Here is a 20,822-nt window from a genome sequence, read left to right on the forward strand (position 1 = left end):
GACCGAGCTCAGCTCAGGCGCGGCAGGGCCAGCCACAGGCCATCGAGTTCGCGCACCTGTATGCGCCGGTCAAACACGGACTCCAGCGCGGCATGGGTGGCGGGATCGCTGCAAGCGCCCTGGTGGGTGATACGGCCGGCCTGCATGACGACCATTTCGTCAGCCAGCAAGGCGAAGGACAACTCGTGCAGCACGCTGACCAGGGTCGCGCCTTGCTGCACCAGACTGCGGGCCGTCAGCATCCAGTCGGTCTGGTGCGGCGGGTCAAGATTGGCCAGTGGCTCATCCATCAGCAGAGTCCGTGCCTGCACGGCCAGGGCCCTTGCCAGCAGCACGCGCTGACGTTCACCTCCCGATAGCTGGCCTATGCTGCGCTGGCGCCAGTCCCAGGCATGGGTCTGGCGCAGCGCCTGCTCCACGGCCTGCCGGTCGGCGTTCGAGGCCGGAGCCAGCCAACCCTGGTAGGGCAAACGCCCCAGCATGACCACGTCATACACGGCCATATCAGCCGCAACAGGCTGATTCTGGCCCAGCCAGGCCAGGGCCTTGGCACGCTCGCGGCCATTCCAGTCGCCGAGCTCACGGCCCTGCAAAAGCACCGCGCCGCTTTGCCGCTGGTTGGCGGCACGCATGCCGGCCATGGCGCGCAGCAGCGTGGATTTACCCGCGCCATTGGGGCCAACGATGGCCGTCCAGCGACCCCGGGGAATGCGCAGGCTGATCTGGCGCAGCACTTCACGCTCGCCCAGCTGCACGCTCAGAGCCTCGGTCGCCAACGCGATTCCAGTCTCGATATTGCTGCTCATGCGCCCTCTCCAGACGGCATGGCGCCACGCTTGTGCATCAGCCACAGCAGATAGCTGCCTCCCAGCACCGCCGTCAGCACACCCACGGGAAGCTCCTGCGGTGCGATCAACCATCGCGCCAGCAGGTCGGCGGCCAGCAGCAGCACCGCCCCCATCAGACTGCTTAGCACCAGCAGCCAGCGGTGCAGCGCGCGCACCATGGAACGCACCAGATGGGGCGCAGCCAGGCCTACAAAAGCGATCAAACCGGTCTGCGCCACGGCGGTGCCCGTGGCAAGCGCCAGCAGCACGATCAGCAGCAGACGCAGCGGCGCCAGGAGCAGACCCAGACTATGAGCCGTGGCCTCGCCGAGTGCCAGCCCGTCGAGCACGCGGCTCAGACTCCATGACAGCACCAGCGTGGGCAGCAGCACCCACAGCATCAGCCTGCAGGCAGGCCAGCCCGCAAAGGCTGTGCTGCCCAGCATGAAGGACTGCATGGCCTGCAAAATATCGGGATTCATCAGCACCACCAGCGACGCCACGGCCCCCAGCACCACGCCCACCACCACGCCGGCCAGCAGCAGTCGCATGGTGTTCTGCACGCCCTTGGCCAGCACCAGGGTCAGCACCACGGCAAGCACGGCACCCGCAAAAGCCGCGCCCGTCACGCCCCAGCGCGCCAGCCCGGTCAGCGCAAAAGGCGAAACGCCCAGAGCTCCCATGGCCAGCGCCACGCCCAGCGATGCGCCCGAGGCACTGCCCAGCAAATAAGGATCGGCCAGGGGGTTGCGAAACACGCCCTGCGCCACCGCTCCGGCCAGCCCCAGCAGGCCTCCGGCCAGCAAGGCCGCCGCCGTGCGCGGCAGACGAATATCCATCACGATCTGCCAGGCTAGCGGGTCTTGGCGGGCATTGAGTACGCTCTCAAAACCCGTGCTACCAACTCCCGCGCCCAGCAGGACCAGCACAGTTGCAGCCAGCGCCAGCCAGATCAGCAGCCAGGGCGCGGCAATACCTGCCTGTATATAGGGAGCATGAGTGCTGCCTGAGGGCTTGTCGCTCATTGACTCTTGCCCTGCTTGGCGGCCAGTCCCTTCAGGCATCGGGCGATAAGCTGCGCGCCTTCGGCCATGCGGGGGCCTGGGCGCACCAAAATGTCGGATTCCTCGGGCGTAAAGGAGCAAATAGCCCCCTGCTTCACGGCTCGCATTTGCGCCCAGCCCGGATACTCGGGCATGCCATTTTTCCAGGAGCGCTCACCGGCCATCAACAGGTCTGGGTCCTGCTTGACCACATATTCGGGATTCAGGCGCGGAAACGGCCCTTGCCTGGCGTCGACCACGTTGCGCAGATGCAGCCGCGTCAGTGTCTGGCCGATAAAGGATTTTTCACCGGCGGCATACGGGCCGCGACTGGCTTCAAAGTACACGCGCTGACCGCGCATGGCTTCGGGCACGCTGGCAGCGGCCTTGTTCAGGCCGGCTTCGATAGCGGCCCAGACGCGGTCTGCGCCCTGTGTGGGAGGCAAGGCGAGCAGCTGACCTATTTTCTGCATCACGGTGTGCGCTTCCTCGTGGGTACGCGGCTCCAGCGCCACCACCTTGAGGCCCAGTGCCTCCATTCGCGCAATGGCCCGTGATGCCATGGAAACCAGCACCAGATCTGGCTTTAGTGCCACAATAGCCTCGATATTCGGATCCAGCCCGCCCCCCACCACGGGCACGGTCTTCACATGGGCGGGCCAATTGGAATAGCGATCCACCCCCACCAGACGCTCGCAACCGCCCAGCGCGCACAGGCTCTCGGTCAGCGAGGGCAGCAGGCTGACGATGCGCTGCGGCGGTTTGGCCAATTGCACCTGCGCGCCACGTGCATCGATGATCTGCACGGACTGCGCCGCCACCGACAAAGCCCCGGCCAGGCCGCAAACAAGCAGCGCAGCAGCGGCAAACTGTTTTACGGTGGCCCTCATGCCTGCGGCCCTTTCAACGCCAGAGGCAAGCCGGCGCACATCAGCGTGACGCTTTCGCAATGCGCTGCCGCCTGCTGATTGAGCAAGCCCAGCGCATCGACAAATGCGCGCACTTCGCGCCCCATGGGAATCACGCCCAGACCGATTTCGTTGCCGACCAGAATCACGGGGCCGGCAGCTTCGTCAAGCGCTTTCAGAAAGAGAGCTAGCTGTGATTGCCAGTCCGGAGCTGGAGATGGGCTGTCTTCAGAATTCCCGGTCTGCACCGGCATCAACCAGTTTGTCAGCCACAAGGTCAGGCAATCAATTACCAGCAGGCGCTGCGGGCTGCTGTGCCGGGCCAGCACCTGGGCCAGCTCGCGAGGCTCCTCTATGGTCAACATGCCTGGCACGCGCTCGGCGCGGTCGCGCTGGTGGCGCGCAATGCGCTCGCTCATTTCCGCATCCCAGGCCTGGCCGGTCGCCACCAGCGCAGCCTGATTCCCGGCATCCGTCTGCAGCCACTGGCGCGCCAGCAGCTCTGCACGACGGGATTTACCGCTTTTTTGCCCGCCCAGAATCAGCTGAGTACGCGGCATGACGAAGGAGGTGGTGCTTGCAGGGCTCATGGTGGTGATGGACAAAAGGCTCAGTCTTCGATTGTTGCGCCAAAAAGCGACGCCACCGCTGCCGGGCAGGACGGAAACCAGGCATGAAAGTAACTGGCACGCACACTGCCATATTGATAAAGTGCCTCGCCACGGTCTGCCTGTACGGCTGCGCCGGGACGGCTGCTGCGCGTGAGCACCGGCATGGCCGTCTCCAGCCTTGTGTAGTGAAAGGTATGGCCGCGCAGCAAGCCCATATCGAGCGCCAGCTGCTGCATGCCCAGACCGCCAAGCCGGCTCTGCATCACAACCTGACCTGGCAGCAGCCCCCACATGGGCTGGGTGCTGCCGTCCAGGGCAGTTACTCCATCACACAGGGCAAGCATGCCGCCGCACTCGGCCCAGACCGGCTTGCCCTGCGCCATATGCTCGGCAAGGCCGTCGCGCAACGGCCGGTTCTCATGCAAGGCCCGGGCATGCAGCTCCGGATAGCCGCCGGGCAGCCAGATCGCATCGCAGGGCGGCAGCGCATCGCCAGCCAGCGGCGAGAAAAAGCACAACTCGGCCCCCATGGCACGCAGACAGTCCAGATTGGCGGGATAAATAAAGGAAAACGCCGCGTCGCGCGCAACGGCAATGCGACGTCCGCTCAGCCAAGGCTCCACGCGAGGCTGATCGGCGCAAATGTCTGGCGCTGCAAAGTCCACGTTCCAGTCCTGCCAGCTGGGCTGACCGTCGTCCGAGCTCCAGGCCCGTTGCCCCAGGGGAGTCTGGGCCAGGGCGTCGGCCGCAGCGTCCAGGCGCTCCAAGGCATCGCCGAGCTCGTGGGCTGCGATCAGGCCCAGGTGGCGCTCGGGCAGCAGCGCTGCTGACTTGGCCTTGACCGCTGCATCGCCCAGTTGCACACCGGGCATGGCACCCAGCCACAGCGACTGGTCGCGCAGGCCTTGCCTGAGCAGATCGGCATGATGAGCCGTGGCCACGCGGTTGGCCAGCATGCCGGCCCAGCGCAGACCGCCCTGGTAATGCTGCAAGCCATAGGCCAGCGCCCCGAAAGTGCCCGCCATGGCCGAGGCATCGACCACGGCCAGCACAGGCAGACCCAGCAACTGCGCCAGATCGCCCGCGCTGAAGTTGCCGTCGAACAGGCCCATCACGCCTTCGACAAGAATCAGGTCGGCCTCCTGGGCCGCCTCATGCAGACGCTGGCGCACATCCGCCTCGCCCGTCATCCACAAATCCACCGAATGCACGGGCGAACCGCTGGCCAGCTCGTGCCAATAGGGGTCCAGAAAATCCGGCCCGCACTTGAATACGCGCACCTTGCGTCCCTGGCGCGCATGCAGGCGAGCCAGGGCAGCCGTGATGGTGGTCTTGCCCTGGCCGGAGGCCGGAGCACTGATCAGCAGCGCCGGGCAGCGCGTGATCTCAGTCATTGCAAACACCTCGATTGCACTGGTCACCTCTCATCGCGGCTGCCACTGCAAGGTCAGATAACCTGCACGGCCGCGCGTGTTGTAGCCATAGGCCGTGGTGTAGTCCTTGTCCGTAAGGTTGGATACCCTGGCAGACAGCGTCCAGTCCTTGTCCAGACGGTAGCTGGCATACAAGTCCACGGTTGTGTATTGCCCCAGTAGCTTTTCTGGTGTGTTTTTAACGTCGTCATAGCGCTTGCCCACAGACTGGGCAGAAGCGCCAAAGGTCCAGCCACCCCAATCCTTGTCCGCCGACAGCCGCGTCACATGGCGCGCACGACGTGGCAGCAGCGTGCCAGTCAGGCTGTTGCGCGGGTCAAGCTGATCGTAGTCAGCACGCAGGGTCCAGCCCATGAACTGGCCGCTATACCCCAAGGTCCAACCTTTGATACGACTGCGAGGAATGTTCTCTGGCTTGGTGGTGTTCGCGATGTAGCCACGAATACGATTATCAAAGCGGACCAGCTTCACAGAGTGACCGCCCTCGCTCCAAGTCACTCCTACATCAGTGTTGCGTCCCTGCTCCGGCTTAAGGTCCGGCGAGCCATAGTCAGGCCAGTACAACTGATTGAAAGTCGGCGCGACAAAGCTGGTTCCGTGGGACGCATGCATCCGCCATTGAGAGCTCAGCTGCAATCCATATCCAACACCCCAGGTATTCTTGCTGCCGAACTGGGAGTTGTCGTCTCTGCGCAGATTCGCCTGCCAGCTATGGCCTGCTTTTTCACCGGTCAGACCCACAAAACCGGAGTTCACTGTCCGCTCGGTCACCGAGTATTTGGTGCTGCTCTTGACCTCTTGCTCAAGACGCTCCAGACCCGCCACCACCAGACCCACAGGCGTAGCGATATCGTTTTGCCATTGGTACTGGCGCTGTGTCGTTGCAAACAGACCAGGCAAGTTGTACGACTGGGCCGACGCGATGGCATTGCTTTCATCGCGCGAATGACTAATAGTGAACTTGGACTTCCAATCCGGCAAGATCCTGCCTGTGACAGATGCCGTGCTGACTTGGGAGCGCAGAGCGCTGCGTGTATCCACGCCCGGGCCGTCATCGAAATGATTGACACCCTCGGAATAGAGCACGCTGCCATCTACGCGCCAATTGGGGTTGATCTCGTAGCCCAAGGAGGCATTGAGTGAGCTTTGACGAAAAGGATCACGGTCCGGATTAAAGTTGCCGTATGGCACTTTAGGGTTAGTAGAAGAGAAGCCATGCTCCGTCGTACGCTGGGCATTCAGCGAATAGTTCCAGCCTTGCTGCGAACCACTCAGACCTGCAGCAGCCTGTGCAAAGTGATCGCTTCCAAGCGTCACGCTGGCGTAGGGGTTGAAAGGCTTATCACCCACCCCCTTTTTGGTGAAAATCTGCACCACCCCGCCCACCGCATCGCTGCCGTACAAGGATGAAGCGGGGCCCTTGATCACTTCAATGCGCTCAATGGAAGCCAGCGGAATATTGCTCCAAGAAGGACCACCGCTAGTCGCAGAACCATAACGCACACCATCCACCAGCAAAATAGTGTGGCGACTCTCCGTGCCACGTGTGAAGACACTAGTCTCCTTCCCAAGGCCACCATTGCTGCTCATCTGCAGCCCGGCCTCACGCTGGAGTAGCTCTGGCAGGCTGCTGCCAACCGCACGCTCAATCTTCTTGGTGTCAATTACGGTCACATCTGCCGCCAGCTGGTCCACAGAAGCCTCAGCACGGCTGCCAGTGACGACTGTCTCAGCCAGCTGACGCCCCCCCCGCAGTTTGCGCATGGGTACTCAGACTAGAGAAAGAAGCAAAAAAAAAGCACAGCCGCAACTGCTACACGGGTGCGGGAAAATGGCGCCACGCTGCGCACTGGCGAGGAAACTCTAGGCATGAGGAATCTGCAAGAAAGCGCCCAACCCAGCCAACCCGCCGACATTGAGCAAACATACCTGCACAGAATGCAGGCAACCCATGTTGGCCGGTATCCGGGCTAGGCGATTCTTCCTTTTGCCAGCCTTCCCAGCACGCAAGCGCCAGTGGCTATGAATGGAAAAGGAGGAGTGCTGCGCACTCCATTCGCCGACCGTTGCGGGGGCAGCGCAGGTTCGGTGTGCCAGTGTGTCTGGCCAGCACCTCCCTGCTTCCCGTTGAACTGAGACCACAGAAAAGCGGCCTCGAGCACCAACAGACGCCCATTGTAATGAGCGCTACGCGGCGCAGATCCTTCATTCGGAGTAACCGAGCGCGGCTCAGGTGACGATTTTTTACCTTAAATATGCGTTTGAGGTACACAGAACTTGTGCAGCACGCTACGATTTTGAGAGAAATATTGCAGTTTTACGATTGCGGCAGTCAAGCAGCCTGTGCTCCTACACAAACTGCTGAATTTGCCTGCACATTTATACTCACCCACGGACTGCAAGACCTACAATGGCAGAGTCTATGACCACCCAGCCCTCTCTTGATCTCATTGCCGAGCGCGTAGAGCGTCTGCTGGTGCGCCACGAGGAACTGCAGCGCACCAACACCCTGCTCACCGATCAGGTCATCGCTCTGACGCAAGAGCGCGATTTGCTGCGTCTGCGCCTGCAGGCCGCACGTGCGCGCGTCGATGCCTTGATCGAACGCCTGCCCGCCAACCAGGGAGAGTGACAGTCGTCACCCTCCATCACCAGACCCGCCACTGACGCCCATGAAGCAGATCGATGTGCAAATCATGCAGCAAAGCTATGTGCTGACCTGCCCCGATGGTCAAGAAGAACGTGTGCAGGAAGCCGTTCGCCGCGTGGACGAAGCCATGAACCGCATCCGCGACAGCGGCAAGGTCCGCTCGCGCGAGCGCGTGGCAGTGCTGGCAGCCCTCAATATGGCTTTCGACGTGCTTGACCGCGATGCCCAGCAAGCCCTTATGGCCAACGCCCAGGCAGAAATGCAGGCGCTTGCTCAGGAGCAGTTCGCCCCCGCCGAGGTCAATGAGGCCGCCCAGGCTGAGCTGCAGCGCCAGCAGGAGCTTGCCGAGCAACTGGTGCTTAAGCTCGATCAGGCACTGGATGCTGACGCCAGGCTGCTCTGATCAGGTAACCTCAGCAGCAAAGCAGTCATGACCTCCGCGTGACTGCCAATACCCGTTAGAATAAAACCGTCTGCAAATCTGCCGGTTTTTATATTTCCTTGAACCAATGCTCAACGAGCATGGGCTTGATAAATCACCTATTGAGCGTGATCGTCTCGCGTCAGATGAACCCAACGATAGGTTGCTCTTGCCCACCTGAACCCCCGGTTCAGGATGACGAACCGGTGGCATTTGCAGACACCTTTACACACACAAGCTGTTGATTTGCTTGCTTTCCAGCCACGAAGATGGCCTGAAGAATCAAACAAAGCCGAGCAATTGCAGGCAATTGAAATCAACAACTTGTGCATCTATCTGGATTGATGATTGGCCCGCGTTGCGGGCCTTTTTCTTGCCCAATAGACTGAAGCCATGCTTGCAGCTACCCTCCTCTGCCTCGTCATCGGCATCTCATACGGTCGCACCCTGACCGTGCGCTGTGGTGAGCCTGGCGCTTATGAGCAGGTCACGGTCAGGCTGCAGGGCATCGATGCACCCGAGCGCAAGCAGCCATTCGGAGAGAGAGTCCGACAGGCATTGGCTGAGCTGATATTTCTTAAGGAGGCCGAACTGCGCTGCACCAAGGCAGATCGGTTCCAGCGACAGGTCTGCTCTGTTTGGGTGACGCCTGCGTCGGCATCCAGCGGGCCGCGCACACTCGATGCCGGCCTGGCCATGATCACCCAAGGCATGGCCCGATGGTCCCGCGCCTGTGGCCACGAACAGTCTCCCCAGGCGCGCGGACAGTATGAGTTTGCCGAGCAAGAGGCAATGGCACGCAAAGTCGCGCTGTGGCGTGATCCAGAGCCAACCGCGCCGTAGGTAGCGAGGTCCGCGAACCAGTGCTAACGGCCAGGAGCAGGCGGTCAGAAGTTCATATCAATCGGCTGTTTCAGGGGCATCATGCATCACCAATGGCTGAGGCGCAGTTGAAGCAGAACTCCTGCGCTGTAGTTGATAAACGGCTAATGCGGCACCCAAGAAGACAAGACCATAGAGCGAAAAGAGCTCGTCAGGCCTCCAACTGGCGTCAATGAGCTTGCCCGCGACCAATGGCGAGACAATCGCGCCGATACGCCCCACACCGATTGCCCACCCTAGCCCCGTGACGCGCTGTGTCGCTGTATAGATGTTTGGTGTCAAAGCATAAAGGCCAGCAACGCATCCATTGACAAACACGCCAATGGCCAAGGCGGCAGCGAATGCCATCCCCAAGTTACCAAGCAGGCTCACAAACGTGCACATCAATGCTGCGTTAATGATGAGGTAGAGCATGAGTACCCGGGACAGGCGGTACTTTGCTGCCAGGAAACCAATTAGCGAAGTACCGACAATGCCTCCCACATTGAGCAGAACGCCACCAGTGATACCTTGCTGGTTGGACAATCCCGCCGTCACCAGCAACTTCGGGGTCCAGCTCATCACAAAGTAAAAGCCGAACATAACGATAAAAAAGGCGGCCCAAATCAGCAAGGTAGACGCGGCAAGTCCAGGTGCAAGCAAGCTGGCAACACGGTTCGCTCCTGCTGTTGCCGTCGATTGATTGAAAGCGGGCATTTGCGCCAGAGGCTCCAATCCTACTTTCAATCGAATGATGTTCATCTTCCCAAGCGCATTGGAGGGACGCTTAGCAATCAGGAAATCCAACGATTCAGGCAACCACAAAAACATGACTGGCAAAGTCACCAATGTCGCCACCCCGCCATACAGGAATACTGATCGCCAGCCTAGGCTAGGGATCAGTTGTGTTGCAATCAGCCCCCCAATAGTGGCCCCCAAGGCATATGCCGTGGCTTGCAAACTGATGGCCAAACCACGCCAGCGACTAGATGCATACTCGCCAGCGATCACGTAACTGCTGGCTAGAATGCCTCCGATGCCCAACCCGGTGAACAGTCGCTGCGCTCCCAGTTGAACTGCGGACTGTGTATATGCAGATGCCAACATGCCAACGCCAGCAATCGCAATACACAGCATGATGAGCGGCCGTCGACCTATCCTGTCTGCCCAAGGGGCGATAACCAGGGAACCCAGGGCCATACCCACAAGCCCTGCACTGAGTAAATAGCCCAGCTGTACGCCACTCAACGCCCATTGACTGGCAACCGAGGCAGCTGTGAAAGCCATCACCAGCACATCAAACCCATCAAGCATATTGATGAGAAAGCATAGTGCGATGACAAACCATTGGTATGCAGACATTGGCTTGTCATCCATTTTCCCCACGACTGAAGAGTTCATGGTTGTCTCCTTTTATAAGTTGCTACGTCAGGCGTAGCTTGGCCTTGGCCTGCTCATGGCTAAAGCAGTCCACCTGGGTTTTCTGAAGCGGATTTGAGTGGCGATAAGGCGCGGGCTAGATACCGGCGATTACCGTTGATGCAGGGTGTACTTGAGAGGATTGAGCCAGAACAGCTCATGCCTTTCGCATTGGGAGTTAAGCCATTAATCTTTCAATAATCCGTCGAGCGCGATTCGCTCCCACATCGACGTGGATATCGATCATGGACTTGGGTCCGAAGCGGATCATGTTCTGATATTGCGCTTCAATCACGACCTTGTCTTCGTCAAAAGTGAGCTCGGTTTGTTCCAGCACCTTGCGTTTGACCTCCTCCACGTCCTTGGCCGGATTGGTCGCCATGGTCCAGAAGTAGTGGCAAGTCGTCTCGCTCTCTGGCGTAACCCCATGAAAGCCGCGCATGTGAAAGCCACCTCTTTGTGGATCGTCCATAGCGTCGGTTCCCTGATCGACAGCACCTGTCCAGATCAGCAGATGGGATACGCGAAATTCGATCTCCTGCCAACGGTCCACATTCCCCTTGAAAGGATAAGCTGCGGAGTATGTCGGAGGCGGTACCGAGTCGGGCATATACCGCACCACTCTGACAAAGTCTCCTTCGCTTTCGACCTTCATTTCTGCATTCATATGCAGCTTGGCATTGCCCCCGATGGTGTGCAAATGCACATAACCAAGGTGACTGAGATCCAACAGGTTGTCGTGGATGAGCTGGTACGGTGCGTTGTAGTGGTAAACGTCGCCTCCATAGACATACTCTGGCGAGCTGTGAACCGAATACGAGGGTGCGTCGCACATAGGCTCGGGATTCTCTGGCTTACCAAACCAGATCCAAATGAGTCCGTCCCGCTCTTGTACGTGATAGGCCGAAACTTTGGCCTTGGTAGGAATTTTCTCCTGGCCGGGGATCTCCACGCACTTGCCCTCATGGTTGTAGAGCAGACCGTGGTAGCCGCAGCGCAATCCGCAGCTCTCCACAGTTCCAGCGGACAACGGCAAAGCACGATGGCAGCAACGATCTTCAAGTGCCGCCACTGTGCCGTCACCGATACGGAACAGCACTACAGCCTCTCCCAGTAACTTACGCCCAACCGGCTTGTCGGCCAGCTCTGGTGAATGTGCTGCGACATACCACTGATTGAGAGGAAATTTGCTCCTTTGCGGCACAGCGCTCTCTCGAGCAGGATGAATCGAAATAGTGGTCATCGTAGGTCTCCTTGGAAAATCGTTGAGGGAAAGCTGAAATCAAAGATCGAGCACCAGCAGCTTGCTGCGAGCTCGTGAGCAACAAGGCGTGAAGCACTTGTTCGCAGCCTTCTCTGCGTCCGTCAGGTATTGGTCACGGTGATCTGGAACACCCTCCAGCACACGGGTCACGCAAGTTCCGCATATGCCTTGCTCGCAAGACACGGGGATATCCACGCCGGCTTGATCAAGCACTTCGAACACCGATGCACCCACCGGTATCTCGTATCGGTATCCTGTACTGGCAATCTGCACTTCAAACAGCTGGTCGCCTTCCTGCGGCGATGAGCCAGCGGCGAAGAACTCCTTGTGCACATTGCCTAATGGCCAATTACGCTCCGATGCAATGCCAAGCACACAGTCCATGAAGCCACTTGGACCACACACGTAGATATGAGTGTCTGGATCAGGCCTTTTCAGAAGTTCTGCCAAGTGGGCGCTGGTATTGCCATCCAGATACAAATGCACTGACTGCGCCAAGGAGTCCGATCTCAGCAGATCGCCAAAGGCTGCGCGGGCCTGAGATCGACAGAAGTAATGAAGCTCAAAGTCATGTTGCCGGAGGGCGAGTGCTTGCGCCATGCAGATCAGCGGCGTAATCCCGATACCTCCAGCTAGAAGCAGATGCTTTCTCGCTGCGGGTGCCAGTTCAAATAGATTTCTGGGTTCGCTGGCATGAACCCTAGAGCCAACCGTGAGCTGTTCATGCACGGAAATCGAGCCACCGCGTGACTCTTTCTCGCGCTGAACTGCGATCGTGTACTTGGCTGAAGATCGGGATTCGCTTGGATGGCACAAGGAATATTGCCGGATCAGACCATTCGGCAAATGAACATCAATGTGGGCTCCTGGTTCAAATGCGGGAAGAACCGTTCCTTGCGCAGATATGAAGTCAAGGCTGATGATGTCTTCAGCTTCCTGCACTCTTCGTTGAACAACAAGCTCTAGCATGTGGGACTCTCTATTGAAAAAGCCAACGCCTCTCCCTGACACAGAGCGTCATGGACTTTGGCTGTAATTGGGTTGCCTGTTCTAAGTTGCCGCTACCGGGTAGTTGGACTCGCGGAGCAAGGCTTAGCGTTTGATCGATTGATGGCTCATGTTCAAGATCCCGTTCACAGTTGACTAGTTGGCCTCGAAATTTTGTTGAGATATCAACCAATAAAACGCAGCTATAGTGCAAGCAAAGATGCGTCAGTGTAGAAAAATCTGTTGAGATCTCAACTAATATTTACCCTAAGTTGGCATAGATTGCATGAAGAAAAAAAAAGAAACTCGACCTTGAGCGCTACGCGCCGGCGTTACTGGCCTTCATCGCGAACAAGCTGTCCTCCGGGGCATCACAGGTCTATCGAGAGAACTTCGATGTAGGCATCGTCGAGTGGCGTGTGTTGTCCATGCTGGCGGTGGAGAACCACATTCCTGCGCAGCGGATATGCCAGGTAGTCGGACTGGACAAGAGTGCAGTGAGCAAATCTGTTCAAGTTCTGCAAAACGCAGGTTATGTGCAGTCGCAAGTTGATGCGGTAGACGCGAGGCGATACACCCTCAGCCTCACCGCAGAGGGCCAACATTTGCATGATCAGATCTTCGATGTGGCAAAAGAAAGAGAGCGTCGCCTTCTGCAAACGCTGACACATGAAGAAGTGGAGTTGCTGATCGATATGCTCAACCGTCTCCACAAGCAAGTTGATCACGTCAACGCGTACAGGCCCTAGGGATACAAAGCCACGTCGCTTCGCTGCGCGGCTTAATTCAGGTGCTATAGCTGTCTGCTCTGGGCAAGCATCACCCTGTCGCTGAACGCAGAAGCGGTAGTTCGATTCGGTTCGTGCCTAGTCGCACAGCCGAGCGACTGGCTCCGAAGATAGAGCAGCACGTTGCAGGTGCTGCCGACCCTCTGCAGAATTTTGGATGCTGCAAATACTGCGGGATGAGAGCATCAAGCTGACAGCTCATGAGCGTGCAACTGCGGCCCCAGGGCACGCAGGCCTCCGGCAGCATGCAATGGCAGGTGATAAATCTCGTGGAAGCAATTGACGTACTTCGGTAAGCGGCCATTCCAACTCTTAATCCTGGGACCTGCTTCTGCCCGATTGCGACTGTCGCCGTTCAACACAAAACAGCCGTTCCGACGTGAAATCGCCAGCAAGCGTATGACATGATTCAGCGCCACCCTCGTCGCAGGCATACCCTAGCTCGCGCGCTGCTTCTCGCAGGCTGTGCGCTTTCTTATCTGCCGCTGTCCACCAACATCCCTCCGCCATGGCCACCGCCGTTCCCCTTCAGCTCCGCCCTTTCATGACCGTGGATGTCTTCACGGCCGTTCCCTACTGCGGCAACCCCGTGACTGTGGTGCTTGATGGACGCGGCCTTGACGATGCACAGATGCAAAACTTTGCGCGCTGGACCAACTTGTCCGAGACCACCTTTGTCCTGCCCCCGACGGACGCGGGCCGCGCCCAGGGGGCCGACTATAGGGTGCGCATCTTCACCCCGGCCGCCGAGATGCCGTTTGCCGGCTACCCGACGCTGGGCACCTGCCACGCTTGGCTCGCCCAGGGCGGAGTCCCCAACCATTCCGAGCGCATCGTGCAAGAGTGCGTCAAGGGCCTGATCCCCATCCAGCGCTCGATCCACGGCCTGGCGTTCGCCACTCCGGCCCACCAGGCCCTGCCCCTGCCTGACCATTTGCACCTGATCTACGAGGCTCTGGGCATAGACGCAGCCCAGGTACAGGATGCCGCCTACCTGGACAATGGAGCACAGTGGCTGTGCCTGCTGCTGGACAATACCGACAGCGTTCTCGGCCTGGAGCCCGACTTGGCACGTATCAAGGCCCTGGGCCACAAGGTGGGGGTCGCTGCTCTGTATCAGACCGCCAATGCGATGCCACTTATCGGCGGCGCCTGCCAGGAGATACAGACACAGCTGGAGGTGCGCGCCTTTTCCAGCACCGGAGTGGAAGACCCGGTCACCGGCAGCCTGAATGGCAGCCTGGCTCAGTGGCTAATCGCCCAGGAACATGTGCAGGCGCCCTACATGGCAAGCCAAGGGACCCGCGTGGGCCGCAATGGCCGAGTGTCCGTGCAGCAGGATGCACAACAACAACTGTGGATTGGAGGCCACACAGTCACCTGCATGCAAGGCACAGTCCAACTGTAAGAGCAGCAAACACTAGCAACGGCTGGTGCCGAACTTTTTACAGAGATATCCATGTAACTTCACCAACTATGCCTGCCTGGCTGCAGTTCACTTCAGAAAGCTTTCCACCAGTCGCGCAAAATAGCTGGCACCGACAGGAATCAGCGCATCGTTGAAGTCATACGAAGGGTTGTGCACTTGGCAAGGTCCAGGTCCATGGCCGGGCAAACGGTGCTCGCCCTCTCCATTGCCCAGCAATACGTAGCAACCGGGACGCTGTTGAAGCATGAAGGCAAAGTCCTCGGAGTTGGTAAGCCGGGGCGCATTGTCATCGACCTGTTCAATTCCAACGACCTCCCGCATGACGGATACCGCAAATGCAGTTTGTTCCGGGTCATTGACCAGCGCCGGATAGTTACGTTCAAAGTGCAACCGCGCTTCACAGCCATAAGCGATGGCCGAACCTTGCACGATATGCTTCATGCGCTGCTCGATCATGTCCAATGTACTGGCGCTTTGCGTGCGCACGGTGCCACCCAGCCAGGCGCCGTCCGGGATCACGTTGACGGCATCACCGCCGTGAATCTGGGTAACGGATAGCACCGCTGCGTCGTCAGGTGTGCGGTTGCGCGAAATGATGGTCTGCAAACCGATAAGGATCTGGCCTGCACACATCAGCGGATCCACACCAGTGTCAGGCTGTGAGGCATGGGCTCCCTTGCCTTGGACATCAATGCGAAAGCGATTGCTGGAGCTCATGAAAGGACCAGCTCGCACGCCAAAGCTGCCTACAGCCCGTCCTGGCGCATTGTGCAGCCCGAAGACGGCATCACAGTCAAAGCGCTCAAAGAGGCCATCTTCAATCATGGCGCGGGCACCGGCCTGCCCACCTTCTTCAGCGGGCTGGAATATACAGTGCAGCGTGCCGTCAAACTTGCCGCTTTGGGCTAGATGCCAGGCAGCCGCCAACAATGTTGCCGTGTGCCCGTCATGGCCACAGGCATGCATACGGCCTGCATGCTGCGAACGGTGTTCGAAGGTATTGAGTTCCTGCATGGGTAGAGCATCCATGTCTGCACGCAGGCCTATGCTGCGCCCTCCCGATCCGCGCCTGAGTGTGCCGACTACCCCCGTGCCGCCCACGCCGCGCGTGACTTCATAGCCCCAGTGCAACAAGTAGTCGGCTACCAGCGCGCTCGTGCGCTCCTCTTGAAAGCCCAGCTCAGGATGGGCATGCAGGTCACGACGGATCTGACGGAATTCAGGGTTGTCGGCAATGGCTTGAATAATTGGCATGGTGCGCTCTTATTGCAATTTCACGCTCAAGCTACGGGCCTTGGCCTGGTCACGCGCGATTTGATCGGCAAACTGGCTCTGCTCCGCCGCTGTCGCCACTTGCATGCCCATGGCGGTCAGTTGCTCGGGAACGCCTTTTGATGCAAGAGCAGCTTCCAACGCCGTCTTCAGACGAGCGAGACGATCTGGTGCTACGCCCTTGGGAGCCAAGAGCCCCATCCAGCCATTCATCTCCAGGCCTTTGACGACCTTGCCTTCGTTGAGCGTGGGAATATTCTTGATCATGGGTTGTCGCTGCAGACTCGCCACACCCAGAGCCTTGATGCGCCCGGCTTCGATATGCGGCAGAGCCGTAGCGGGCACCATTACGGCCAAGTCGATCTGGCCACCCAGCAAGTCCGTCAGCAGGGGGCCTGCGCCTTTGTACGGCGCATGCAGCATCCGCACATTGGCACGTTGCTGCAGATCCTCCATCACCAGATGCTGCATGGTGCCCATGCCGGGACTGCCATAGCTGATCGAATCTGGCTTGGCTCGCAATGCAGAGATCACGCCATCCAGGTCATTCGCGGGTAAATCCTTGCGGGCGACCAGCAGCGGCGAGTTCGAGCTGATAGGACCGACAGGTGCGAAGTCTTTGGTGCCATAGCGCACGTTTTTGTTGAGCATGGGCACCAGCACCACATCGTTGATGGAGCCAACCAGCAGCGTGTACCCATCCTTGGCGGCATTGGCTACCTTGGCTGCGCCCAGAGCTCCGCCAGCGCCACCCAGGTTTTCAATGACCACAGGCTGGCCCAGTTCAGCCGACAGCCTGGGCTGCACCACACGGATGGCAGCATCAATGGAGCCGCCCGAGGCGAACGGAACAACCAAGGTAATGAGCTTCTCTGGAAAGCTTTCCGCCATGGCAGAGGCAGCCAATGCCCATAAGGCGCAGGCGGTGGCCGTAGTGCGAATCAGGCTACGGGCCAATGAGTGAGGCGCAGAGGTCATGACATGTCTCCTTTTATTGATGGCGAAACTCGATAGCGGGTAGGGAGAAGTCTGGGGCAGAACATCCATCCTTTAAGTGCTAAATTGCATTGAGCTATGCAATCTATGACTACCTCGCACTTACCCAGCTCTGGGCGTTCTTCTGCCTTGCTCAATCGTCTGTTGGCACGCACGCGGCTGCGACAGCTGCAACTGCTCGTGTTGATTGCCGACCTGGGCAGCATCCAGCGCGCTGCCGAGGTTGTGGGGCAAACACAGTCGTCAGCAACCAAAGCCTTGTCGGAGCTTGAGCGGATGGTGGGTTTGCCGCTATTCGAGCGCCATGCGCGCGGAGTACGCCCCACTTTGATCTGCCGCGACCTTCTGCCGCTATTGCGCAACATGCTGGGCTCGCTCAATGGCTGCGCAGAAATGTTGGCGGCAGCCGCCGAAGGCGTGCAGGGGATACTCAGTGTCGGAGCCATCACAGGGGCTCTGTCGGGGTTCCTGGGTCGAGAACTTCCGCCATTCCTTCAGCAGCATCCGCAACTGCGTGTGGAGGTGGTGGAAGACAGTCACCATGCTCTGTTAGCTGGGCTGGCGGCGCGCACGCTCGATATGGTGCTCGTACGCGCGCCCGCGGCTGCTATCAGCGGAACGCGTTTTGTGCCGCTGCTGCAGGACGAAGTGGTTGTGGTGGCAGCCCCCACCCATCCGCTGCATCGAAAACGTAACCTGCACGCAAGCCAGCTGCTTGAGCAGCAATGGGTTCTGGCACCACTATCCACGCAGATGCATGAAGCTTTCGAGCGTCTGTTCGAGTCTTGCGAACACCTCCCAGAGCGCTCGCCTCTCATCACGCGATCTCTGCCCATGCTTTTGGAGTATTTGCGCGCCACGTATGCGGTGGCGCTAACCCCTCTGAGCGTGGTTCAGCCCTTTGTCCAGGCTGGTTGGCTGAAGGTGCTGGCTCTGCAGTTTCCCCGCACATTGGCAGCAATCGGCTTGTTGCTACCTGAAACTCCCGAAAAGCATGGAGTGGATATGCTGGCGGAGTTCTTGATGCATAGGTCGCAATAAAGGCCTGTCATCACCACTTCACTGGGGGGGCAGATCGGCGGCCAGCATTTGCCTCAATGCCTCCGTGGAGGCTGACTCCTGCCGTGGCAACCAGACCAGATGCGTGGTCACTTCTGCGTAGCGTCTGGGCAGGGAAAGCACCTGCAACTGTGGTTCAGCATGTACGACCTTCAAGATGGAGCGCGGCATGATGCCAATGCCCGTACCGGCTGCAATGCAAGCCACGATGGCGTGGTAGGACGCCATCTCCAGAATGCGGTGAGGAGCAGCTCCGGTACTGGCAAACCATTCCTCCAGGATTCGCCGGTACGAACAGCCTGCAGGGAATGCAATCACTGTGCAACGTGACAGCTGTTCCGGATCCAGCACACCGGTAGCCGAGCGTGCAGCAATGAGCACCAGTTCCTCATCGAATGCTTTCTGGGTCGCCAGCTCCGGTGCAGTGAAGGGCTCAGAAATCAGCGCTGCATCCACTTCATAACGCTGAACCATGTCCAGCAACCGTGATGTGGATCCGGTAACCAGTTCAATGAACACATCCGGGTAGCGCTCATGAAATCGGGATAGGAACGGGGGGGAGTCGCGCCGCAGCCGTGCTCTCCAGTGTGCCCAGTCGCAGCGTACCCTGCGGCGCGCGAAGCAGCATCGCGGACTCGGCCTCTGACGACAGTCGCAGTATCCGTTCGGCGTAGCCGCGCAGCACCTCGCCTTCGGCCGAGAGCTTGAGCCGGTTGCCATGCCGCAGAAAGAGTTGCACGCCCAAGCGCTCCTCCAGATTGCGGATGCGCGTGGTGACATTGGACTGCACGCGGTTCATCTGCCTGGCAGCCTGGGTGACACTACCGGTATCCACAACAGACTTGAAGAACGCCAGCGATTCCAGATCAATCTTTCTCATTTCAAGATTTTCTCATCATTGAAATTCAGTATTCATGATGGTTTTGTTTCACTAAAGTGTGAGGTCTTGCCACCTTCCCCCATTTCTCGTGGACTATCAATCTTTGCTGCTGATCCAGGCGGGCACACCGCCCGAGGACATTCGAGCCATCACAGGCGATCTTCCCCAGTGGTTTCTGACAGCCATCGGCTGCAGGCCCGAAACCATTGACATAGTGAAGGTGTATGAAGGGGAATCTCTGCCCGAGCCCGGACAGCACCGTGCGGCGATCATCACGGGCTCGTGGTCCATGGTGACCGATCAGCACCCCTGGAGCGAAGCGACAGCCAAATGGATACGGCAGGCTGTGACACAGGGGATGCCGCTCATGGGCGTTTGCTATGGGCATCAGCTTATGGCCCACGCACTGGGAGGAATCGTGGATTACCACCCTGACGGCAGAGAGATGGGATGTCTGGAAATCGAACAGCTCTCGGCTGCAGAGCCGGACGCCTGGCTCGCCGGATGCCCACCTCGCTTCCAGGCTCACCTCACACATCTTCAGACCATCCTGTGCTTACCCAATGGAGCCAGGGCACTGGCTCGCTCAGCTCACGATCCTCATCAGATCGTCCGCTACAGCCCCACCGCAGTGTCCGTGCAGTTTCATCCAGAGTTCACATCGGAAGTCATGGCGGCCTGCATCAATGCGAGAGCGCAACTGCTTCGCGCGGAAGGTCTAGATCCAGCGGCCATGCTGCAAGGCGTTAGCCCCACACCAACGCCGTTGATGCTGCTCAGGCGCTTCATCGAAACCCATGCTGGAACCGCTCCAGCAGGCAATGCAGCAGCCTCGCTGAATGCAGCCATGGGCAAGCACCCGGAATTACCTCAATGAACAGCGAAATGAAGAAACTCGGCCTCATTGGTGGCATAGGCCCGGAGTCCACCGTGGCCTATTACCGAAAGATCATTCACGGCGTTCAGACACAGGTAGGCAAGGAGAATCTGCCTCGCCTGTCCATCGAAAGCCTCAACGCTTTCAAGGTATTCAGCCTTTGTCGTGCACGCGAGTTTGACCAGCTTGCCGACTACGTGCTCGGCGCAATTCACTGCCTGGCCGCCGGTGGTGCGGACATGGTGGGGCTGACTGGCAATACGCCCAACATCGTTCTGGACCGCATACTTCCGCTGTCGCCGATTCCCATAGTGAGTGCCATTGACGCCACCTGCAATGCGGCAAAGGAGCGAGGTGCGCAAAGAGTCGGTTTGCTGGGTACTGTGTTCACCATGACGAATACATTCTTCAAGACACCTTTTGAAGATCGGGGCATACAAGTTATCGTGCCCTGTGAGCATCAGATTGCGCGCATCCAAGCCAAGATCGAGGCCGAGCTTGAACACGGCCTTGTCAAAGAGAACACCCGACAGGAGTTCGTCGCCATCATTCAGGATTTGCAGCAACGCGAAGGTATCGACCATGTAGCACTCGCTTGCACTGAACTGCCTCTGATCCTTAGTGACAGCAACAGCCCTGTTCCTTGCCTTGATACCGTCGAAATTCACGTAGAGGCTTTGATTCGTGCGGTGCTTTCTAGCTGAGCTTGCTTCAGGCCCAGCTACCCACGTTCTTGCGGTCTGCTCTGGGTCGACCAGCGACAGCCACAATCCGTCAGAAGCAGACGCCCAGAAGATTTCCTTGACCGACTGCTTTTACCTGTGGACTGCAGCAAGGTGAGCGAGAATTTCGCGTTCGTCTTTTTCTGACAGGCTCTGATTCTTGAATCACCACCACAGGCTGGACTGGTCTTCAATCCAATCGGGTCGAAGCTCAGACTAATCGACACGAGTAACAAGTATTGGCCTCTTGCGCCACTTTACTCATCCGCATGCTCGGTACTTATCAAAGTTGCAAATGTGCTGGCATTTGCGCTAGTGACGATAGTTGCGCCTCTGTCATCCATAGGCAGTTTCACTTCCGGTTGGCACTGTTGC

Annotated in this window: 19 protein-coding genes, 1 pseudogene and 1 riboswitch; of the genes and pseudogenes, 8 read left to right on the plus strand and 12 right to left on the minus strand. The window is 58.8% G+C overall.

Going from position 1 to position 20,822, the window contains the following annotated elements:
• Positions 1–8 precede the first annotated feature (8 nt).
• From V8Z78_RS02360 to V8Z78_RS02385, 6 genes are read right to left on the minus strand one after another with little or no spacing between them, the layout of a single operon-like run.
• Entirely contained in the window at positions 9–806 is a 798-nt protein-coding gene (locus V8Z78_RS02360; protein ID WP_349730827.1) for an ABC transporter ATP-binding protein, read from the minus strand.
• Positions 803–1,852, minus strand: coding sequence for a FecCD family ABC transporter permease (locus tag V8Z78_RS02365; protein WP_349730828.1), 1,050 nt, complete (start codon positions 1,850–1,852; stop codon positions 803–805). Before V8Z78_RS02365 ends, V8Z78_RS02360 begins: the two co-directional genes overlap by 4 nt.
• Complete coding sequence (locus V8Z78_RS02370) at positions 1,849–2,760, minus strand: ABC transporter substrate-binding protein (RefSeq protein ID WP_349730829.1); 912 nt, start codon at positions 2,758–2,760, stop codon at positions 1,849–1,851. The genes V8Z78_RS02365 and V8Z78_RS02370 overlap by 4 nt, the downstream gene beginning before the upstream one ends.
• Entirely contained in the window at positions 2,757–3,338 is a 582-nt protein-coding gene (locus V8Z78_RS02375) for a bifunctional adenosylcobinamide kinase/adenosylcobinamide-phosphate guanylyltransferase (protein ID WP_034361613.1), read from the minus strand. The genes V8Z78_RS02370 and V8Z78_RS02375 overlap by 4 nt, the downstream gene beginning before the upstream one ends.
• Before the next feature lie 50 nt (positions 3,339–3,388).
• Positions 3,389–4,783 carry a cobyrinic acid a,c-diamide synthase CobB gene (locus tag V8Z78_RS02380; protein WP_349730830.1) on the minus strand — a complete coding sequence of 465 codons (1,395 nt, stop codon included), beginning with the start codon at positions 4,781–4,783 and terminating at the stop codon, positions 3,389–3,391.
• Positions 4,784–4,813: 30 nt separating this feature from the next.
• A complete protein-coding gene (locus tag V8Z78_RS02385) occupies positions 4,814–6,517 on the minus strand; it encodes a TonB-dependent receptor domain-containing protein (protein ID WP_349730831.1) in 1,704 nt (567 codons plus the stop codon).
• 244 nt (positions 6,518–6,761) lie between these two features.
• Positions 6,762–7,003: riboswitch (cobalamin riboswitch) on the minus strand.
• Positions 7,004–7,244: 241 nt separating this feature from the next.
• On the opposite strand from V8Z78_RS02385, the gene V8Z78_RS02390 reads away from it, so the two are divergent.
• The 3 genes from V8Z78_RS02390 (at position 7,245) to V8Z78_RS02400 (ending at position 8,736) form a co-directional block, all read left to right on the plus strand.
• On the plus strand, positions 7,245–7,454 hold the full coding sequence (locus tag V8Z78_RS02390; RefSeq protein WP_003063053.1) for a hypothetical protein: 210 nt from the start codon (positions 7,245–7,247) through the stop codon (positions 7,452–7,454).
• A gap of 40 nt (positions 7,455–7,494) precedes the next feature.
• On the plus strand, positions 7,495–7,875 hold the full coding sequence (locus V8Z78_RS02395) for a cell division protein ZapA (protein WP_003063055.1): 381 nt from the start codon (positions 7,495–7,497) through the stop codon (positions 7,873–7,875).
• A gap of 411 nt (positions 7,876–8,286) precedes the next feature.
• Positions 8,287–8,736 (plus strand): thermonuclease family protein, encoded by a 450-nt coding sequence (locus V8Z78_RS02400; RefSeq protein WP_349730832.1) that lies wholly within the window; start codon positions 8,287–8,289, stop codon positions 8,734–8,736.
• 57 nt (positions 8,737–8,793) lie between these two features.
• On the opposite strand, the gene V8Z78_RS02405 is transcribed toward V8Z78_RS02400, so the two are convergent.
• From V8Z78_RS02405 to V8Z78_RS02415, 3 genes are all read right to left on the minus strand, one after another.
• On the minus strand, positions 8,794–10,155 hold the full coding sequence (locus tag V8Z78_RS02405) for an MFS transporter (RefSeq protein WP_349730833.1): 1,362 nt from the start codon (positions 10,153–10,155) through the stop codon (positions 8,794–8,796).
• Between the two features lie 196 nt (positions 10,156–10,351).
• On the minus strand, positions 10,352–11,416 hold the full coding sequence (locus tag V8Z78_RS02410; protein ID WP_349730834.1) for an aromatic ring-hydroxylating dioxygenase subunit alpha: 1,065 nt from the start codon (positions 11,414–11,416) through the stop codon (positions 10,352–10,354).
• Positions 11,417–11,455: 39 nt separating this feature from the next.
• The gene (locus tag V8Z78_RS02415) at positions 11,456–12,406 is read right to left on the minus strand and encodes a PDR/VanB family oxidoreductase (protein ID WP_003063064.1); all 951 of its coding nucleotides are present in this window, start codon (positions 12,404–12,406) and stop codon (positions 11,456–11,458) included.
• A gap of 422 nt (positions 12,407–12,828) precedes the next feature.
• Here V8Z78_RS02415 and V8Z78_RS02420 point away from each other — a divergent pair, with 422 nt between their 5' ends.
• Positions 12,829–13,173, plus strand: coding sequence for a MarR family winged helix-turn-helix transcriptional regulator (locus V8Z78_RS02420; RefSeq protein WP_349730969.1), 345 nt, complete (start codon positions 12,829–12,831; stop codon positions 13,171–13,173).
• 547 nt (positions 13,174–13,720) lie between these two features.
• Positions 13,721–14,620 carry a PhzF family phenazine biosynthesis protein gene (locus tag V8Z78_RS02425; protein ID WP_349730835.1) on the plus strand — a complete coding sequence of 300 codons (900 nt, stop codon included), beginning with the start codon at positions 13,721–13,723 and terminating at the stop codon, positions 14,618–14,620.
• An 87-nt stretch (positions 14,621–14,707) separates the two neighbouring features.
• On the opposite strand, the gene V8Z78_RS02430 is transcribed toward V8Z78_RS02425, so the two are convergent.
• Together V8Z78_RS02430 and V8Z78_RS02435 are read right to left on the minus strand one after the other, a co-directional pair.
• On the minus strand, positions 14,708–15,895 hold the full coding sequence (locus V8Z78_RS02430; protein ID WP_003063076.1) for a M20 aminoacylase family protein: 1,188 nt from the start codon (positions 15,893–15,895) through the stop codon (positions 14,708–14,710).
• 9 nt (positions 15,896–15,904) lie between these two features.
• Positions 15,905–16,891 carry a Bug family tripartite tricarboxylate transporter substrate binding protein gene (locus tag V8Z78_RS02435; RefSeq protein ID WP_349730836.1) on the minus strand — a complete coding sequence of 329 codons (987 nt, stop codon included), beginning with the start codon at positions 16,889–16,891 and terminating at the stop codon, positions 15,905–15,907.
• A gap of 105 nt (positions 16,892–16,996) precedes the next feature.
• On the opposite strand from V8Z78_RS02435, the gene V8Z78_RS02440 reads away from it, so the two are divergent.
• Entirely contained in the window at positions 16,997–17,950 is a 954-nt protein-coding gene (locus tag V8Z78_RS02440) for a LysR family transcriptional regulator (protein WP_223305718.1), read from the plus strand.
• 18 nt (positions 17,951–17,968) lie between these two features.
• Here the strand turns inward: V8Z78_RS02440 and V8Z78_RS02445 are convergent.
• Positions 17,969–18,848 (minus strand): annotated as a pseudogene (locus V8Z78_RS02445) (LysR family transcriptional regulator).
• 88 nt (positions 18,849–18,936) lie between these two features.
• Here V8Z78_RS02445 and V8Z78_RS02450 point away from each other — a divergent pair.
• Together V8Z78_RS02450 and V8Z78_RS02455 are read left to right on the plus strand one after the other, a co-directional pair.
• The gene (locus V8Z78_RS02450) at positions 18,937–19,725 is read left to right on the plus strand and encodes a glutamine amidotransferase (RefSeq protein ID WP_100086386.1); all 789 of its coding nucleotides are present in this window, start codon (positions 18,937–18,939) and stop codon (positions 19,723–19,725) included.
• Positions 19,722–20,429, plus strand: coding sequence for an aspartate/glutamate racemase family protein (locus tag V8Z78_RS02455; RefSeq protein WP_231879631.1), 708 nt, complete (start codon positions 19,722–19,724; stop codon positions 20,427–20,429). The genes V8Z78_RS02450 and V8Z78_RS02455 overlap by 4 nt, the downstream gene beginning before the upstream one ends.
• Positions 20,430–20,822 lie beyond the last annotated feature (393 nt).

Source organism: Comamonas sp. wu1-DMT (genome assembly GCF_040187805.1).
Classification (GTDB): domain Bacteria; phylum Pseudomonadota; class Gammaproteobacteria; order Burkholderiales; family Burkholderiaceae_C; genus Comamonas; species Comamonas thiooxydans.

Bases quoted from the DNA above. Each gene is read 5' to 3' on its own strand.
- V8Z78_RS02360 (WP_349730827.1), bottom strand. From the start codon at position 806: ATGAGCAGCAATATCGAGACTGGAATCGCGTTGGCGACCGAGGCTCTG.
- V8Z78_RS02365 (WP_349730828.1), bottom strand. From the start codon at position 1,852: ATGAGCGACAAGCCCTCAGGCAGCACTCATGCTCCCTATATACAGGCA.
- V8Z78_RS02370 (WP_349730829.1), bottom strand. From the start codon at position 2,760: ATGAGGGCCACCGTAAAACAGTTTGCCGCTGCTGCGCTGCTTGTTTGC.
- V8Z78_RS02375 (WP_034361613.1), bottom strand. From the start codon at position 3,338: ATGCCGCGTACTCAGCTGATTCTGGGCGGGCAAAAAAGCGGTAAATCC.
- V8Z78_RS02380 (WP_349730830.1), bottom strand. From the start codon at position 4,783: ATGACTGAGATCACGCGCTGCCCGGCGCTGCTGATCAGTGCTCCGGCC.
- V8Z78_RS02390 (WP_003063053.1), top strand. From the start codon at position 7,245: ATGACCACCCAGCCCTCTCTTGATCTCATTGCCGAGCGCGTAGAGCGT.
- V8Z78_RS02395 (WP_003063055.1), top strand. From the start codon at position 7,495: ATGAAGCAGATCGATGTGCAAATCATGCAGCAAAGCTATGTGCTGACC.
- V8Z78_RS02400 (WP_349730832.1), top strand. From the start codon at position 8,287: ATGCTTGCAGCTACCCTCCTCTGCCTCGTCATCGGCATCTCATACGGT.
- V8Z78_RS02405 (WP_349730833.1), bottom strand. From the start codon at position 10,155: ATGAACTCTTCAGTCGTGGGGAAAATGGATGACAAGCCAATGTCTGCA.
- V8Z78_RS02410 (WP_349730834.1), bottom strand. From the start codon at position 11,416: ATGACCACTATTTCGATTCATCCTGCTCGAGAGAGCGCTGTGCCGCAA.
- V8Z78_RS02415 (WP_003063064.1), bottom strand. From the start codon at position 12,406: ATGCTAGAGCTTGTTGTTCAACGAAGAGTGCAGGAAGCTGAAGACATC.
- V8Z78_RS02425 (WP_349730835.1), top strand. From the start codon at position 13,721: ATGGCCACCGCCGTTCCCCTTCAGCTCCGCCCTTTCATGACCGTGGAT.
- V8Z78_RS02430 (WP_003063076.1), bottom strand. From the start codon at position 15,895: ATGCCAATTATTCAAGCCATTGCCGACAACCCTGAATTCCGTCAGATC.
- V8Z78_RS02435 (WP_349730836.1), bottom strand. From the start codon at position 16,891: ATGACCTCTGCGCCTCACTCATTGGCCCGTAGCCTGATTCGCACTACG.
- V8Z78_RS02440 (WP_223305718.1), top strand. From the start codon at position 16,997: ATGACTACCTCGCACTTACCCAGCTCTGGGCGTTCTTCTGCCTTGCTC.
- V8Z78_RS02455 (WP_231879631.1), top strand. From the start codon at position 19,722: ATGAACAGCGAAATGAAGAAACTCGGCCTCATTGGTGGCATAGGCCCG.